The organism is Sphingobium sufflavum, assembly GCF_021403115.1.
In the GTDB taxonomy this organism is placed as follows: Bacteria; Pseudomonadota; Alphaproteobacteria; order Sphingomonadales; family Sphingomonadaceae; genus Sphingobium; species Sphingobium sufflavum.
The window spans coordinates 364,451-381,160 of the sequence record NZ_JAJSSH010000001.1; the positions used below are offsets into that span (position 1 = coordinate 364,451).

Consider the following 16,710-nt stretch of genomic DNA (forward strand, 5'->3'; position numbering starts at 1 on the left):
AAGTCCTGCAAACGCAATGAGGCCGCGCATGTGTGAAACACGATGCGCGGCCCGATTATCTTATCGTGGGGGCGATCAGCCCAGCTTCTTCACCTCTGCCACGATCTTGCGGGCGGCGTCGCCCAGATCGTCGGCGGGCACGATGGCGAGGCCGGAGTTGGCCAGCAATTCCTTGCCCTCGTTCACATTGGTGCCTTCGAGGCGGACGACGAGCGGAACCGAGAGGTTCACTTCCTTCGCCGCGGCGATGATGCCCTCGGCGATGATGTCGCACTTCATGATGCCGCCGAAGATGTTGACCAGGATGCCCTTAACATTGGGATCGCGCAGGATGATCTTGAAGGCGTTCGTCACCTTCTCCTTGTTCGCGCCGCCGCCGACGTCGAGGAAGTTGGCGGGGAACATGCCGTTCAGCTTGATGATGTCCATCGTCGCCATGGCGAGGCCCGCGCCATTGACCATGCAGCCGATGTCGCCGTCCAGCTTGATGTAGGCGAGGTCGTACTTGGACGCTTCCAGCTCGGCCGGGTCTTCCTCCGTCTCGTCGCGCAGCGCGAGGACGTCGGGGTGGCGGAACAGGGCGTTGCCGTCGAAGCCGACCTTGGCGTCGAGGACATAGAGCTTGTCACCCTCGCACAGGGCGAGCGGGTTGATCTCGATCTGCTCGGCATCGGTGCCCAGGAAGGCGTCGAACAGCGAGGAGGCGACCTTTGCAGCCTGCTTGGCGAGGTCGCCCGACAGGTTCAGCGCGGCGGCAACGGCGCGACCATGGTGCGGCTGGAAGCCCGACGCGGGATCGACGCTGAAGCTGTGGATCTTCTCCGGCGTGTTGTGCGCGACTTCCTCAATGTCCATGCCGCCTTCGGTCGAGACGACGAAGGAGATGCGGCTGGTGCCACGATCGACGAGGAGAGCGAGGTAGAATTCCTTGAGGATGTCCGCGCCGTCGGTGACGTACAGGCGGTTGACCTGCTTGCCTTCCGGACCCGTCTGGATGGTGACGAGCGTGTTGCCGAGCATGTCCCTGGCAGCGGCCTCAACCTCTTCCTTCGACTTGGCGAGGCGCACGCCGCCCTTTGCGTCGGGGCCGAGTTCCTTGAACTTGCCCTTACCGCGGCCACCCGCGTGGATCTGCGCCTTCACGACGTAGAGCGGTCCGGGCAGCGTGTCGACGGCGGCGACGGCTTCCTCGACGGTCAGCGCAGCGATACCCGCGGGGACGGGGGCGCCGAATTTCGCCAGAAGTTCCTTGGCCTGATACTCATGAATGTTCATCGCAGAAGCCTTCGCGCTGAAGTTGCAAATTGATGGCGCCTCCCAAGCATGTTTGCCGGGGCCGGTCCAGCGGGACTCGGCGGCGCTATTTTGCAAAGTTGCGAAGTCGGGTGGCGCTATTTCGTCAAAGGCCGAGGGCGCAGCGGGCGGCGGCGCGGCTGGTGATCGACCATATCTCGCCATCGCCCAGCGCGCGGACCTGATACAAATAGGCGTCGATGCTGGTCTTGCGCGGGTTGCGGTCGGTGACATGCGACAGGGAGCGAAGCCGCAAAAGCTGCTTCACCGAAAGGCGCGGGGTCATGTCCTGCGCCATGCAGGCGGCCATGCCGTCCGACAGGCCCGCGCTGGCAAGGCCGGTGCGCAATTGCGCCTGTGGCGTGGCGCAACCGGCAAGAGAGAGGGAGAGCGCGAGGAGGGGGAGAAGGTGGCGCGAAGGCATCTGGAACGGTTCCCGGTAGCGATGGGTTATCGCGCGGCGGATTGGCAGGGGCGCCGGGATAGCGCAAGGGGGACGCAGACCGCATCCGCATCCCCGTCAGGAGTAGCAAGCCATGGACCGTTTCTTCAGCATGGTGGCCGCGCGGATCGCCGCATGGGCGGGCCAGCCCGCCGCCTTCATCATCGCGTTGAGCGTGGTCATCATCTGGGGCGTGAGCGGGCCTTTGTTCCAATGGTCGGACACATGGCAGCTGGTCATCAACACGGGGACGACCATCATCACCTTCCTGATGGTGTTCCTGATCCAGAACGCCCAGAACCGCGACGCCGCGGCGATGCAGGTGAAGCTGGACGAACTGATCCGCGCCGTGGCCGATGCGCGCAACGACTTCATCGGCATCGAGCATCTGACCGACGCGGAACTGGAGCGCATCCGCCACGCGCTGGAGCAGACGGAGGATTGCGCGGGTAGCGATGGCAATGGCGGGGCCGCGTCACGGGCGGAACTGATCGACCGGCTGCTGGTGCGGCGCTGACCATCGGTCGCACCAGCAGACAGACCCTTTTATCGCGCCCTTTTATCGCGGCTGCTGTCGCAGCAGGATCAGCGGCAGCGGACGTTCTTGCGATCCACCTCGCGCCCGATCAGCGCGCCCGCACCCGCGCCGAGGAGGGTGCCGAGCGTCTTGCTGCCACCCGGAGCGATGACATTGCCGAGCACGCCGCCCGCCAGTCCGCCGACGATCACGCCGGTCGAGCCATCCTTGCGCTTGCAATAATAGCCGCCATCATTGTTGCGATAGATCTGGTCATTGTCGCCCAGATAGTAACCGTCGTTGTTCGACGCATAGCCGGGACGCCCGCCATAGCCGTCGCCATAACCATCGCCGGTGCAGGCGCCCAGCGGCAGGAGCATCGCCGTGGCGGCGATCAGGAGGGGTCGGGTCATCGGGGCATCCTCTTCTTCATCGTTTCGGATAAGGCTCCAACGGTCGGCGGGCGGGGAGGTTGCGGAGAAAAGGCCCCTGCCCGACATCGCGCGGCCCGACATTGCGTGGAGCGACGCGCCAAAAGAAGCACCCGCCCCTTCGCCTTGGCGGCGACGGGCGGGTGAAGTCATGCGCTATGGGGGCGCATCATGCCGGACGTAAGGGGGGAACGCCCGGAAGAGGGTGGGGGATCAGGCCGGGGTCGGCTTGTGATCGTGCACGGCGGTCGGGCGGATCGGCGCGCCGCCGGGACCACCGGCGGCCTCGATCGAGGCGCGCTTTTCCGACGCATAGGCTTTCAGATCGTCGGCCCGGTCCCTGACCTTGTCACCGAAACGCTGGAGCGAGCCATTCTTGTAGAGCTGGCGACCGGCGGCGGCGGCGATGCCTGCGAAGATAAGGGCGCGAAGCATGATCCTTCTCCTTCCTTGAAATGTCGTTGCCTTGGAATGTGTTGATGGCCCAACGCGGCAGCGGCGCGATGGTTTCCCCACGGCGGCCAAAAGGCTGTGACGGCGGATGCACGGGTGGGGCCAATCGACATTCCGTCCTGACGGCCTGCCAATGGTTGCAGTGCGGCCCGTGCTCGCTTCAAACTCCGAGCGTCCGGTGCTGAGATAGGATCCGTGCGCTCTGTTGCAGCAAGGCGTGTGCCTCGGTTCGACGGTCTTGGACAACCGCCATTTTCGGCTCGCCGTCTTCGTATGCGCGGATGAGGTGGCAAAAAGGCGGGATGTCACTGTGCCGCAGGGAGGGACGCGGGCCGCATCGTTCCGCCATGGCGCGGCCCGTGTGGCGGGGGTGGGTCGCCCCGGCTTTGACCACCGGTCCCCGTTCCGAAGATCGTGTCGTCCCTGCCGGGGCTGAACTGGTGCGGAAGGGGGATCGCCGTCTCCTTCCCTGCGCGCCCTGTCCTGCTGTCCCGGCGCGGGCGGGGTGCCGGGTGGGGCGTCAATGGTCCACGGTGTTAAACTGCGGGTGGATTTCCTTCCACCGCTGCATCCAGCGCACGCCGGTCATGATCTGCTCCACGGTGCCGGGCCGGGTGCGGGCGTCCGCCGCGACCATCGCGGCGTGGAGCCGGCTGAGGACGGCGGTGTCGAAGCCCTTGCGCTCGACCCGCGCGGCCAGATCGTCCGCCCCCGCGCCGCGCAGCATCACCGGCAACCGGTGGCGCAGCGCCCCCAGCGCCCAGTCGAGCATCGGCCCGTTCGCCTCCTCGTCATAGCCCCAGACGATATTATGCTGCGGCCCGTTGAGGATGTAATGATAATGGGGAATCCGCTCGAAACAGTCGAAGCGCAGATATTCCTCGCTGCGGTCGGCGTTGAAGACGTGGAGGCTGGCCCCCCTCTCCCCCACGCGCCCGTCGGGATGGCCCAGCACGCGACATTCGATGCCGAAGGTGATCGGCCCGGCCGGGAAAAACTCCGCCTCGTCATCCTGGATCGGGATCAGCATGAAGTGATGATATTGGCCACGCACGACCGCGACGGTCTTGCTGCCGGGGCGCTCGACCGGGGCGGCTTTGGGCGCGAGCGGCGCCTTGGGCGCGCTGTTGGCGGGCCAGCCTGCGGGCGCGAGCGCGGGGGTGCCGGTTTCGGCCATGGTCATCTCCTCGAATCCTTATGCGCAGGAGACTACAGCATCCCGACCCGCCACCGCTATCGCGGCTTGCCGGGGAGGGGGTATCGGCGCGGCCGATGGGTTGGCGCAGGGTTCGGCCGGGTAGGCGCTGGAGCTGAGGGCGTGGCGGGCAGCGGCTGGGCCGATGTGTGTGGGGGCTGTCAGGGGGAGCGGGGCGGAGGCGGCGTTGCCGATATGGGTGGGCGCAAGACGGGTGTCGCGCGTCCCCCCCCCCCCCCAGCGATCAGCTCCGGCGGCGAAGGGACTGGAACAGCGTATCATTGGCATCGCGGATCGCGGCGACGTCCGGCGGCGTGGGCGCGCAATTGCCGATCAGCCCGGCTTCGACACGCCCCTCCCATGGCGGCGATGTTCCGGTTCCGTGGTGGTAAAGGCCGTCGCCCTATCGGCACGGATGGACTGCTGCGGGCGCTCGCCGGGGGCATGGTTGGCGGGGTGTAGGATAGGTTTTTTGGGTGGGCCGGTTTGCGCTAGTCTTTGCCGTAGCGACTGAGAGGTAATTCTCTCGGAAGCTGCCATTCGTTTAGATTTCACGTGGTAACATTCACTCACGCGGAGTGAGAAACGGGACCGCAAAACGTTAGGCATCGCTTAATATCATGCTGTCATGCACGTTCTGGGTTGTGATGATCAGTGGTGTATTGGTTAGAAGCCAGCACCGCTTAAAGATCTGATAGACCCTAGAGGGGGTAAGCGATGATCCAAAAAATCAGGTGCGACCAGATTCGAGCTGGGATGTATATTCATGGCTTTGGCGGTTCGTGGCTCCGACATCCCTTCTGGTCACGCAGGTTTCTGCTGGAATGCCCGGAGGATGTCGAAAAAGTCCGCAATTCTGATGTACCCTATGTGCTGGTGGACGATGAGTTGGGGATCGGTCCCGACCAATCCGCTCGTCAGGACGCGCTAAGGCCGACTGAGCCTCTGCGAGTTGAATCACGCCGACCGACCGAGGCAGCGGAAAATTTTGGTGACGAGAAGAGAGCCAGCGACAAGCAACAGGCACAAAAGTTGGTCCTGCGGTCCAAGAAGGTAATTCAAAGTGCCTTCGACCGGGCAAGGCTGGGTCGTGCGGTTCGCATTTCGGATGTGATCGATGTGGTCAATGAAATCAATGTATCAGTAGCTCGTACTCCACACGCTCTCTTAAGTGTCACCCGCCTGAAAACCAAAGACGAGTACACCTACCTTCACTCCGTGGCGGTTTGCGCTTTGATGATCAACGTGTCGCGTCATCTCGGCTTGGACAGCGCAACCATACTTGATTTAGGCTTGGCAGGCTTGCTGCACGACGTCGGCAAGATGGGTGTACCCGACCCAATCTTGAACAAGGCCGGGCGCCTCTCCGATGAAGAGTTTGCCATCATCAAGACGCATCCCGAGCAGGGATATCAGATGCTTTGTGCCGCGCCCAATATGGTGGAATCCGCGCTTGATGTATGCCGTCACCATCATGAGAAGCTTGACGGCACAGGCTATCCATTTGGAATAGAGGGGTCGAAGATTAGCTTCGCGGCACGGTTGGGCGCTATCTGCGATGTCTATGATGCAGTTACGTCAGTGCGCCCCTACAAGGATGCGTGGGCGCCGACCGAAGCTGTCGCAGCAATGTGGAGTTGGGAAGGCCATTTTGATCGTAAACTGCTGTTCTCATTTATGCAGAGTATAGGCATTTTTCCGACCGGTATGCTGGTACGCCTCAGGAGTAACCGGCTGGGCATCGTTCTGAACAATCGGCGACGGGTATCACGGCCCCGAGTTTTAGCGTTTTATTCGGCACGAGAGAAACAGTTCGTGAATCCAGAAACCGTTGTCATCAAGGACAGCCTCGACGGCGACCAAATAATCTCGCCCGAGTTTCCATCAGAATGGGGGTTCAAAGACTGGGAGGCGATGGTCAACCACCTGCAAGACGGTCGGTTGCCGCCTTTGGCTGCAGGAGGCTGTTAAAAAGAGCGAGCTTGCACGTTCGATGCGCTATGATGCAAGCCAGACCGGCCGCTATTCGAGCCTATCCTTCAATAAACCGACAGTCCGCAATCGGCCAACTCCACGCTCACCCCCTACTTCCCCAGCAACGGCTTCAAATACCGCCCCGTATAGCTCCGCGCGGCCTTCACCACCGTCTCCGGTGTGCCTTCGGCGACGATTTCGCCGCCCTTCACACCGCCTTCCGGGCCGAGGTCGATGATCCAGTCCGCGGTCTTGATGACGTCCAGATTATGCTCGATCACCACCACGCTGTTGCCCTGTTCAACCAGAGCGTGCAGCACTTCGAGCAGTTTGCGGACATCCTCGAAATGCAGGCCGGTGGTCGGCTCGTCCAGGATGTAGAGGGTGTTGCCGGTCGCGCGGCGGGCCAGTTCCTTGGCCAGTTTCACGCGCTGCGCCTCGCCACCCGACAGGGTGGTCGCCTGCTGGCCGACCTTGACATAGCCGAGGCCAACCTCCGCCAGCATCGCCATCTTGTCGCGGATCGGGGGCACGGCCTTGAAGAATTCCAGCGCATCCTCGACCGTCATGTCCAGCACGTCGGCGATGCTGTGGCCCTTGAACTTCACTTCGAGGGTTTCGCGGTTGTAGCGTTTGCCGTGGCACTCCTCGCAGGTGACATAGACGTCGGGGAGGAAATGCATCTCGATCTTGAGCAGGCCGTCGCCCGCGCATTTCTCGCACCGGCCGCCCTTGACGTTGAAGCTGAAGCGGCCGGGCTTGTATCCGCGCGCGGCGCTTTCGGGCAGGCCCGCGAACCAGTCGCGGATATTGGTGAAGGCGCCCGTGTACGTGGCGGGGTTCGACCGGGGCGTGCGGCCGATGGGCGACTGGTCGATGTCGATGACCTTGTCGAGATATTCGAGGCCCGTCACCTTGTCATGCGCGCCCGCGATGACCCGCGCGCCGTTGAGGGTGCGCGCGGCGGCGGCGTAGAGGGTGTCGATGGTGAAGCTGGACTTGCCCGACCCGGACACGCCGGTGATGCAGGTGAAGGTGCCGAGCGGGATCGACGCTGACACGCCGGTCAGGTTGTTGGCGCGGGCGTTGTGGACGGTCAGCTTCTTGCCATTGCCCTTACGGCGCTTCTTGGGCACTTCGATGAAGCGGGTGCCGTTGAGATAGTCGGCGGTGAGCGATCCCTTGGCCTTGAGTATCTGTTTCAGCGTTCCCTGCGCGACGACTTCGCCGCCATGCACGCCCGCGCCCGGTCCCATGTCGACGATATGGTCGGCGGCGCGGATCGCATCCTCGTCATGCTCCACGACCAGCACGGTGTTGCCGAGGTCGCGGAGCCGTTTCAGGGTCGCGAGCAGCATGTCATTGTCGCGCTGGTGCAGGCCGATGCTGGGTTCGTCCAGCACATAGAGGACGCCGGACAGGCCGCTGCCGATCTGCGACGCCAGCCGGATGCGCTGGCTCTCGCCGCCCGACAGGGTGCCCGACGTGCGGTCGAGGTTCAGGTAATCGAGGCCGACATTGTTGAGGAAGCCGAGCCGCTCGATGATTTCCTTGAGGATGGCCTTGGCGATCTGGTTCTGTTGGTCGGTCAGATGGTCGGGCAGGCTTTGGAAGAAGGCCAGCGCGTCCACCACGCTGCGGCGGGTGGAGATGGAGATGTCCTCGCCCGCGATCTTGACCGAGCGGGCTTCGGGCTTCAGGCGCGCGCCGCCGCACGTCTCGCACGGCTGCGCCGTCTGATACTTGCTCAGTTCCTCGCGCATCCACGCGCTGTCGGTGGAGAGCATACGGCGGTTGAGGTTGCCGATGACGCCCTCGAACGGCTTGTTCACCTCATAGCTTTTGCGGCCGTCCATGAATTTGAGCGTGACCGGCTTGCCGCCGGTGCCGTGCAGGATAATGAGGCGCACCTCGCCGGGCAGTTCGGCCCAGGGCGTGTCGAGGGAGAAGCCGAATTCCTTCGCGAGGGAGCCGAGCACCTGCATATAATAGGGGCTGGGCGGGTTGGACTTGGCCCAGGGCACGACCGCGCCCTTCTTGATGGTCAGCGCCTCGTTGGGGACGACGAGCTGGTCGTCGAACTCCAGCTTCTCACCCAGGCCGTCGCAGGCGGGGCAGGCCCCCTGCGGCGCGTTGAAGGAGAAGAGGCGCGGTTCGATCTCCGCCAGCGTGAAGCCGGAGACGGGGCAGGCGAATTTTTCGGAGAAGACGATGCGGTTGGCGGGGATGCCCGCGCCCTTCATGGCGCCGGCGTCCGTGGCTTCATTTTCGCGGCCCGGCACGACGCCATCGGCGAGGTCCACATAGGCGAGGCCGTCGGCCAGTTTGAGCGCGGCCTCGAAACTCTCCGCCAGCCGGGTCTGCATGTCGGCGCGCACGGCAATGCGGTCCACGACGACCTCAATGTCATGCTTATATTTCTTGTCGAGCGTCGGGGCCTCGTCGATCTCGTACAGTTCGCCGTCGATGCGGACGCGGGTGAAGCCGGCTTTCTGCCACTCCAGCAATTCCTTCTTATACTCGCCCTTGCGCCCGCGCACGACGGGGGCGAGGAGATAGGCGCGCGTCCCCTCCGGCAGGGTCATCACCCGGTCGACCATCTGGCTGACCGTCTGGGCGGCGATGGGCAGGCCGGTGGCGGGCGAATAGGGGATGCCGACCCGCGCCCACAGCAGGCGCATATAGTCGTAGATTTCGGTGACGGTCGCGACGGTGGAACGCGGGTTGCGGCTGGTCGTCTTCTGTTCGATGCTGATCGCGGGGGAGAGGCCGTCGATATGTTCGACGTCCGGCTTCTGCATCATCTCCAGAAACTGGCGCGCATAGGCGGAGAGGCTCTCCACATAGCGGCGCTGCCCCTCCGCATAGATGGTGTCGAAGGCGAGGGAGGACTTGCCGGACCCGGACAGGCCCGTGATGACCACCAGCGCTTCACGCGGCAGGTCGATATCGACCCCTTTGAGGTTATGCTCGCGCGCGCCGCGCACGGAAATCTTGGTTAGGCTCATGCGGGTGGTTTGTTCCAGATTTGTTCGCATCTTGCAAGCGGGGCTGTGCAGGCGCGGCGATTGGTTGCCCCCAAAGATGGCGTGGACGGCGCGCGGTGCAAGAGGGTATGAGCCGACACCATGGATTTGCGCGGGAATTTGATGGTGGCGGGAGCCGGTGCGGGTGTGCGGCGGGGCGTCGCGTTGCTGTCCGTCCTGCTGCTCTACGCCTGCGCGGGCGGCGGCTATCGCCCGGTCAGCGACGTGCCGGTGCGGATCGGCGCGCCTTATGTGGTGCGCGGTCAGACCTATCGCCCGGCGGCGGACCCGGCCTATGATTATCTCGGCTATGCGAGCTGGTATGGCTCCGAATCTGGCAACCGCACCGCCAATGGCGAGCGGTTCCGGCCCGGCGCGGTGACGGCGGCGCACACCAGCCTGCCGCTGCCCACCTATGTCGAGGTGACGGCGCTGGACACGGGGCGGACGATCGTGGTGCGGATCAACGACCGCGGCCCCTTTGCAGGGCGCGGGCGGATCATCGACCTGTCGAAGGGCGCGGCGGAGCAGCTGGGTATGCGGGTGCAGGGGCAGGCGGCGGTGCGGGTGCGGATCGCCAACCCGTCGGAGGAGGACCGGCAGCGCCTGCGCGACGGCAAGCCCGCACGGGAGCGGCCGCGCGTGCCGGAGCGGGCGCTGGCCAATCTGCGCGCGCAACTGGCGCGGGGCGGATTCTAGGAGAGGGCTTCGACGCCCGCCCGTGAAAAGGCGGTTGAGAAGGACGCCGCCCTTGCCATAGTAAGGCGGCAAGCGACCTACTCCCGGCATGGCAGCGGCGTGGCATGTCCATCCGCAACCGCAGGGAGACGCCCGCATGGTACAGGAAGAGCGACCGACGCTGGCGTCGCTGGGGCCGCGCATCTGCCTATTGGGACCGTCGAACAGCGGCAAGTCGACACTGGCGGTGGCGATCGGGCGGGCGCGTCACCTGTCGCCGGTGCATCTCGACCAGTTACAGCATCGGCCCGGCAGCGACTGGGTGCCGCGTGCGGAAGAGGCGTTTCTGGCGCTGCAAGCCGCCGCCATTCTGGGCGACCGCTGGGTGATGGACGGCAGCTATTCGCGATGCCTGCCGCAACGGCTGGCGCGGGCGACCGGGCTGATCCTGCTCGACGTGCCCACGGCGACCAGCGTGGCCCGCTATGTGCGGCGCTGCTGGTTCGAGCGGGGCCGACGGGTCGGCGGGCTGGCGGGCGGACGCGACAGCGTGAAATGGGTGATGATCCGGCACATCGTCGTGGCCAATCGCGCGGGGCGCAAGCGGTCGGCGGCGCTGTTCGACAGTCTCGCCTTGCCCCGGATCCGGCTGGCGTCCGCGCAGGCTATCCGGGATTTTTACGAGGGGGAGGGATTGGTGCGTTAAAGGCCGGTGGGCCTTCGCGGTTTGCCGGTCAGGATGCGCCCTCAACCGCCGGAACGCCGACGCCCGGCGCATAGGCGATGGGATCGCGGGCGGGCACGCGGCGGGCGCGGACCAGCAGCGTCACCACGCCATGGGCGACCAGCGCCACTGCCATGCCGCCGATCAGGTCGACGGCATAATGGGTTCCCTCCACCGGGATGGAGAAGATCATCGCCACGTTGAGCAGGACCAGCGGCGCGCGCGCGCTGCCGGTATGGCGCGCCGCCAGGATATAGAGGGTGGCGCTGGCGGCGTGGAAGCTGGGGATGCCGACGAGGCCGCGCAGCATACTCAGGTCGACCACCTGCATACTGTGGTCGCGCAGCAGCGGGATGATCTCCGCCTGGAACAGGCCGCTGGTCGGCATATAGTCGATGGCGCCATGCCAGCCATAGGCCAGCGGTCCCAGCGTCGGCATGAACAGGAAAAAGCAGAGCGACAGCCCCGCCGCCAGCCAGAAGGAGGCGAGGAAGAAGCGCGCCTCCGCCCGTTGCCGGTTGAGGGCATAGGACAGGAGGATGATCGCGGGCGAGGCATAGATGCTGGCATAGGCGATCCGGCCCATGATCTGGAGCAGGGGGTGCGCCGCCGTCAGCGCATAGAGATCGTTCCAGTCGAAGCCGATGGCATGGTCGAGCCGGACCATCGCATGGTCCACCCAGCCGGTGGTGCAGGCCGCGACGGCATAGCTGGCGATCACGCCGACCAGCGTGGTGGTGGCAAAGACCAGCACATCCTCCGCCATGGCATGGGCGACGGGGTGGGCGCGCGGGCCAGCGGGGCGAAAGCGGTGCCGGACCAGCAGCAGGATGACCGCCGCCGTCGCAAAGCCCGCGCTGGCGCCGTTGAGCGCGACGCGCATGTCGAGCCGCATCATCAGGATCGTGAGGATAAAGGCGCCCGCCGTGATGCCGGCCACCAGCCAGCGCAGGGGAATGGGCATGTCCTGCTCCGTCCCCGATTGCTCCCCCATCCTGTGCAAGCCGTTATCCGATTGTTTCAAAGTACCGCCATTTCGCCGCCGGTACGGTCCCCCGACCGTTTCCATCCCGCAGCGTCTCCCATGCTGCGCTAATCCCCTGACGCGCCGGTGACAAGCGCCCTGCGCCGGGAATGGGACGGGTTGCGACCTAAGTCTGTCGCTTTGGGACGGAAATCGGCCCCCTGCGCGGGAATCTGTATCAAAAAAGGGCGGCGATCGCTCGCCACCCTTCCCGAATCCGGCGATCGGCGCGCGATCAGAAGCGCAGGCCGACCCCGACCATGGCGGCGTCGCGACCGCCGATGTTGTTGCCATATTCCGTCCGCTGATATTCGGCGGAGATATAGGTCTTTGGCGTTGCGGCATATTCCACGCCGCCGCCATAGCGCACGCCCTCCGTCGCGGAGCCGATGGTGGTGTCCACCGCCTCGAATCGCGAGGATGTGTAGCCGACTTTGCCAAAGCCCATGATCCGGGGCGTCAGCACATAGCCGAGCCGCGCGGAGGCGCTGAGGTCGCGGCTGGCGTCGAAGGTGGTGCCGCCCGCGGTGGAATCGGCCAGGCCGACCTCGACACCCGCGCGCACCTTTGGCGCGAAGGCGATGTCGTATCCGGCGGCGACGCCATAGGTCACGCCGTCCTGATGCTGTATCTTGTCATAGCCGGTGGTCACGCCAAGGCGCGGCCCGGTAAAGGAGCCTGCGTCGTCCTGGGCCAGTGCCGGGGTGGCAAGGGTGACAGCAGCTATCGCCGCGAAAATCGCAGTTTTCATGACTAACCTCAATAATGATGGGCGCATGGGTCCGTGGCATGAAAGTCATGCGACGGGGTATGCCATGGCTTTTTGGTGGTGGGGTAGGACTTGTCTGGGTTCAGTGGTTCACTGTCCTTGCGGCCTTTGTCTCATATCCCCTGTCATGCTTCGCCATCGGCCAAGCATGGGGGTCACTAGCGGCATGGACATGGCCGGAAGATGAACGGTCTTTTCGGTTGCGGTAAGATGGCGTGGGAGGCGGGGCGGGAAGGGGCGCGCTGTCCCACAGGCGCTGGCGCGTGGCCCACAGCCCCGGTGGAGGGGGAGAGTCGCCATGCGCAGGATGGTGCGGACTGACGGGCCAGTGCGGGAACTGCACCGGCCGCGCGGGCAGGAGGGCGGCCCTCCGACAGGCTCAGGGTGAACGGAGGCGCGCAGGGGCGGCGAAGGGCGCGGCGGCGCGGGGTCGCGCCCTTCGGTTCGCTCGTTTCGGCTCGCTCCGTTCGATGCCCTGTTTCGCCGCTCGCCTAGGCCGCGTTCAGCACCTCTCGCACCTTGCGCGCCAGTGCGGCGACGGTGAAGGGTTTGGACAGGAAATGCACGTCATGGTCCACCACGCCGCTGTGGACGATGGCGTTGCGGGTGTAGCCGGTGGTGTAGAGGACGCGCAGGTCGGGCCGCTCCGCCCGCGCCTTGTCCACCAGTTCGCGGCCGGTCATGCCGGGCATGATGACGTCGGTGAACAACAGGCTGATGCTGGGATGGCTGGCCAGCTTGCCGAGGGCGCGCTGGGCGTCCTCCGCATGGATGACCGTATAGCCGAGGTCGCGCAGCGCATCGACGGACATACGGCGCACATTCGCCTCATCCTCCACCACCAGCACGATCTCGCCCGCCTGTCCCAGCGGCAGTTCGGTTTCGTCGATCCGGGCGGGGCTTTCGGCGATGGTCGCGCCGACATGGCGGGGCAGATAGACCTTTATCGTCGTGCCCGCGCCCAGTTCCGAATAAATCTTGATATGGCCGTGCGACTGTTTGGCGAAGCCGAACACCTGCGACAGGCCGAGGCCGGTGCCTTGCCCGACCTGCTTGGTGGTGAAGAAGGGTTCGAACGCCCGGTCCATCACCTCCTGCGTCATGCCGGTGCCGGTGTCGGTGATGGAGATGACGACATATTGCCCCGCCGTCACCTCCTCATGCGCGCGCGCGTAGCGGTCGTCCAGTTCGGCATTGGCCGTCTCGATGGTCAGGCGGCCACCCGCCGGCATGGCGTCGCGCGCATTGACCGCCAGGTTGATGATCGCATTTTCGATCTGTTGCGGATCGGCGTTGATCGCCCATAGGCCGCCCGCCAGCACCGTCTCGACGCGGATCGTCTCGCCGATGGTCCGGCGCAGCATCTCCGACATGCCGCCGACCAGCCGGTTGGCGTCCACCACCTTCGGCTCCAGCGGCTGGCGCCGGGAGAAGGCGAGGAGGCGTGCGGTCAGCGTCGCGGCGCGCTGCGCCCCCGACATGGCATTGTCCAGCGCGGTGGCCAGCTTGGGATGCTCCTGCCCGGTCAGGCGACGCCTGGCCAGGTCCAGGCTGCCGATGATGATGGCCAGCATATTGTTGAAATCATGCGCGATGCCGCCGGTCAGATGGCCGACCGCCTCCATCTTCTGCAACTGGCGCACCTGCGTCTGGGCGGCGCTGCGCTCCGCTATCTCGCTTTGCAACAGATGGTTGGTCGTCTCGATCTCGCGGATGCGGCGCAGGCCGTCCGGCACCACGAACAGGGCGAAGAGGAAGACCATCACCGCCGAACCGATCAGGACCGACTGGGCCACCCGCGTGGTGCCTTGCGCCGCCGCGACCCGTTCCGCCAGCAGCCGGTCCTCCTCGCGCGCCATGGCGTCGATGGTCGAGCGGATGCTGCGCATCAGCTCCAGCCCGCGGCCGGTGCGGACAAGCTGGGCCGCCTCATGATCCTTGCGCAGGCTCATCAGCGCGACGGAGGCGGACAGCACCTCCATCCGGTCGCGCAGCAAGGGGGTGAGGCGCGTGACCAGTTCCTGTTGCCGGCCATTGTCGCTGGTCTGCCGGGCCAGCGCCTCGATCTCCGTGGGCATATGGGCGACCGCGTCCTGATAGGGCCGCAGATAGGCGGAGTCGCCGGTCAGCACATAGCCGCGCTGGCCCGTCTCCGCACCGGTCACGAGCAACTGGACACGGCCCAGTATCGCCTGCACCTGCATGGAGTGGCGCACCCACCCGGTCGCCTTTTCCTGCCGGGACGACAGCCAGATCGCGCTGATCGTGGTCGCGGCGAGCAGTGTCACCCCCAGCAGCAGCGGCAATATCTTGCGGGTCACGCTGATCGTCTCACTCCCTGTCATGTCCGGCCGTCATTCTGGCCCGATGGTCCCGGTTGCCCGCGGCAACGGGGCCTGATCGCGCAGAGCTATCGGTCGGCGCGGCCGGACGCAACACTGTGTATCCGTTTCAGGGGGTTAGGACGCATTTTTTGCGTTTTCGCCGTCCGGGGACGGAAAGGGCGTCCATCCGATAATGTCCTGAACCGATGATAAATGGCCGGTTGGCGCTTTTGTCCATCGTTGAACCGGGACGCACGGTCGCGCATGCCGGGTGCAATCCCAAGAGGATAGCCCAAGAGTGACGGGACCGGCCGCGCAGGCGCTGGCCCATGGAATAGGCCGCAGGACGGCCCGTAGAAAGGATGAATATGGACGCGAATGCAATGCTCGCCGCCGCGCGGGAGCAGACCGGGCTGAGCGATCTGGGCGACGACCGGATCCTGGAGGGGCTGCATGTTCTGGTCGATTCGCTGGACCGGGAAGCGAAGCTGACCGAGCGGGGCGCGGCCGGGACCGTCGCGCGCATCACCAAGATGATCGCCAACCGCCTGCGCGTCGTCGATTATCTGAAGCAGCATCCCGACCTGCTGGAGCGGCCCGTCGCCCGGCCGATCTTCGTGTTCGGCCTGCCGCGCACCGGCACCACATTGGTCATCAACCTGCTGAACGCCGATCCGGCGAACCGCGGCTTCCTGCGCTGGGAATGTTTCGACAGCGTGCCGCCGGTGCAGAAGGGCGAACTGAGTTCCGACGAGCGGTACAAGGCGGAGCAGGCGATGCTGGAGATGTCGGTGAAATATGCGCCGCATATCGCCGCCATCCATTATGAGGATGCGGACAGCCCGACGGAGTGCCAATTCTCCATGTCGCAGTCCTTCTGCGCGCAATTCTTCGATTCCGTCGCGGATATTCCCACCTATCACGACTGGTTCCTGAACAAGGCGGACTATCGCCCGGCGTTCGAATATCACAAGAAACTGCTGCAGGTGTTGCAGGAGAATGAAGGCGGTCGCTGGGTTCTCAAAAATCCGTGGCACCCGCTGTTCCTCGACGACCTGACCGCCGTCTATCCCGACGCGCAACTGGTGATGACGCACCGCGACCCGGTGGAGGTCGTGGGGTCCGCGTGCAGCCTCGTCCATGCCTCGCGCGCGATGACCAGCGACGCGGCCGATCCGCATGTGGTGGCGGACAATCTGCTCGAAACCTTCGACGCGATGATCGAGCGGTCCGAAGCCTATCGCGCGAAGCATGGCGCGGATTCGATCCATGACATCCAGTATACCGACCTGCTGCGCGACCCGATCGCGGTGATCCGCAAGCTCTACGCCCATTTCGGCGAGACGCTGACCGAAGAGGCGGAGGCCGCGATGCGCGCCTTCCTGGCGGACAACCAGCAGGGCAAGCATGGCAAGCATCATTATACGCTGGAGCAATTTGGCCTGACGAAGGCTGGCGTGGAAGAGCATTTCCACGACTATTCCGAGCGTTACGGCCTTGGCGTGAAGGCCTAGGAACAGGATGGACGGGGTGGGGAGGCCCCTACCAGGCGCGGGCGACGGAGCCGACGCGCCGGGACACGGCCTCCTCCACCTCGTTCAACTGGCCCTGGTTCAGGACACCGGCAACGAGAAGCTGGCGCATCAGTTCGTCGACCAGCGCGGCGAGAAAATGCAGTTCGGCCCGTTCGGACACACTATCCGTATCGTCCACGCCCATGAAGATGATCCTCGGCAGCCATGCGAAGCCGGGACAACGCATGACGGGCCATATGGTTCGGTCGCGGTGCTGTTAAAAACAGACCGCCTCACTTTTTGAGCATGGCGCGCAGCGTGCGCTATGTATACGAACGCCACAACG

Annotated in this window: 15 protein-coding genes; 5 read left to right on the forward strand and 10 right to left on the reverse strand. The window is 65.0% G+C overall.

Going from position 1 to position 16,710, the window contains the following annotated elements:
• Positions 1–75 precede the first annotated feature (75 nt).
• On the reverse strand, positions 76–1,275 hold the full coding sequence (sucC, locus tag LWE61_RS01880) for an ADP-forming succinate--CoA ligase subunit beta (protein ID WP_234148273.1): 1,200 nt from the start codon (positions 1,273–1,275) through the stop codon (positions 76–78).
• Between the two features lie 124 nt (positions 1,276–1,399).
• Positions 1,400–1,717: a hypothetical protein gene (locus tag LWE61_RS01885; RefSeq protein ID WP_234148274.1), complete on the reverse strand. Its 318-nt coding sequence runs from the start codon at positions 1,715–1,717 to the stop codon at positions 1,400–1,402.
• A gap of 112 nt (positions 1,718–1,829) precedes the next feature.
• Between LWE61_RS01885 and LWE61_RS01890 the strand changes: the two genes are divergently transcribed.
• The gene (locus LWE61_RS01890) at positions 1,830–2,252 is read left to right on the forward strand and encodes a low affinity iron permease family protein (protein ID WP_234148275.1); all 423 of its coding nucleotides are present in this window, start codon (positions 1,830–1,832) and stop codon (positions 2,250–2,252) included.
• 68 nt (positions 2,253–2,320) lie between these two features.
• On the opposite strand, the gene LWE61_RS01895 is transcribed toward LWE61_RS01890, so the two are convergent.
• From LWE61_RS01895 to LWE61_RS01905, 3 genes are all read right to left on the reverse strand, one after another.
• Positions 2,321–2,665 carry a glycine zipper 2TM domain-containing protein gene (locus tag LWE61_RS01895; protein WP_234148277.1) on the reverse strand — a complete coding sequence of 115 codons (345 nt, stop codon included), beginning with the start codon at positions 2,663–2,665 and terminating at the stop codon, positions 2,321–2,323.
• Positions 2,666–2,896: 231 nt separating this feature from the next.
• The gene (locus tag LWE61_RS01900; protein ID WP_234148278.1) at positions 2,897–3,118 is read right to left on the reverse strand and encodes a hypothetical protein; all 222 of its coding nucleotides are present in this window, start codon (positions 3,116–3,118) and stop codon (positions 2,897–2,899) included.
• Positions 3,119–3,656: 538 nt separating this feature from the next.
• Positions 3,657–4,313, reverse strand: a complete 657-nt coding sequence (locus LWE61_RS01905) for a DUF7700 domain-containing protein (protein WP_234148281.1) — start codon at positions 4,311–4,313, stop codon at positions 3,657–3,659.
• 735 nt (positions 4,314–5,048) lie between these two features.
• Here LWE61_RS01905 and LWE61_RS01910 point away from each other — a divergent pair.
• On the forward strand, positions 5,049–6,302 hold the full coding sequence (locus LWE61_RS01910) for an HD-GYP domain-containing protein (RefSeq protein ID WP_234148284.1): 1,254 nt from the start codon (positions 5,049–5,051) through the stop codon (positions 6,300–6,302).
• A 113-nt stretch (positions 6,303–6,415) separates the two neighbouring features.
• Here LWE61_RS01910 and uvrA read toward each other — a convergent pair whose 3' ends face one another.
• A complete protein-coding gene (uvrA, locus tag LWE61_RS01915; RefSeq protein ID WP_234148285.1) occupies positions 6,416–9,313 on the reverse strand; it encodes an excinuclease ABC subunit UvrA in 2,898 nt (965 codons plus the stop codon).
• A gap of 141 nt (positions 9,314–9,454) precedes the next feature.
• Here uvrA and LWE61_RS01920 point away from each other — a divergent pair, with 141 nt between their 5' ends.
• Positions 9,455–10,030: a septal ring lytic transglycosylase RlpA family protein gene (locus LWE61_RS01920; RefSeq protein WP_234148593.1), complete on the forward strand. Its 576-nt coding sequence runs from the start codon at positions 9,455–9,457 to the stop codon at positions 10,028–10,030.
• Positions 10,031–10,166: 136 nt separating this feature from the next.
• Positions 10,167–10,715, forward strand: coding sequence for a P-loop NTPase family protein (locus LWE61_RS01925; RefSeq protein ID WP_234148287.1), 549 nt, complete (start codon positions 10,167–10,169; stop codon positions 10,713–10,715).
• Positions 10,716–10,743: 28 nt separating this feature from the next.
• On the opposite strand, the gene LWE61_RS01930 is transcribed toward LWE61_RS01925, so the two are convergent.
• From LWE61_RS01930 to LWE61_RS01940, 3 genes are all read right to left on the reverse strand, one after another.
• Positions 10,744–11,697 carry a phosphatase PAP2 family protein gene (locus LWE61_RS01930; RefSeq protein WP_234148289.1) on the reverse strand — a complete coding sequence of 318 codons (954 nt, stop codon included), beginning with the start codon at positions 11,695–11,697 and terminating at the stop codon, positions 10,744–10,746.
• Between the two features lie 295 nt (positions 11,698–11,992).
• Entirely contained in the window at positions 11,993–12,508 is a 516-nt protein-coding gene (locus tag LWE61_RS01935; protein WP_234148291.1) for an outer membrane protein, read from the reverse strand.
• Positions 12,509–13,017: 509 nt separating this feature from the next.
• Positions 13,018–14,871 carry a CHASE3 domain-containing protein gene (locus LWE61_RS01940; protein WP_234148292.1) on the reverse strand — a complete coding sequence of 618 codons (1,854 nt, stop codon included), beginning with the start codon at positions 14,869–14,871 and terminating at the stop codon, positions 13,018–13,020.
• A gap of 347 nt (positions 14,872–15,218) precedes the next feature.
• On the opposite strand from LWE61_RS01940, the gene LWE61_RS01945 reads away from it, so the two are divergent.
• On the forward strand, positions 15,219–16,364 hold the full coding sequence (locus LWE61_RS01945) for a sulfotransferase family protein (protein ID WP_234148293.1): 1,146 nt from the start codon (positions 15,219–15,221) through the stop codon (positions 16,362–16,364).
• Positions 16,365–16,392: 28 nt separating this feature from the next.
• On the opposite strand, the gene LWE61_RS01950 is transcribed toward LWE61_RS01945, so the two are convergent.
• Positions 16,393–16,569 (reverse strand): hypothetical protein, encoded by a 177-nt coding sequence (locus tag LWE61_RS01950; RefSeq protein WP_234148295.1) that lies wholly within the window; start codon positions 16,567–16,569, stop codon positions 16,393–16,395.
• Positions 16,570–16,710 lie beyond the last annotated feature (141 nt).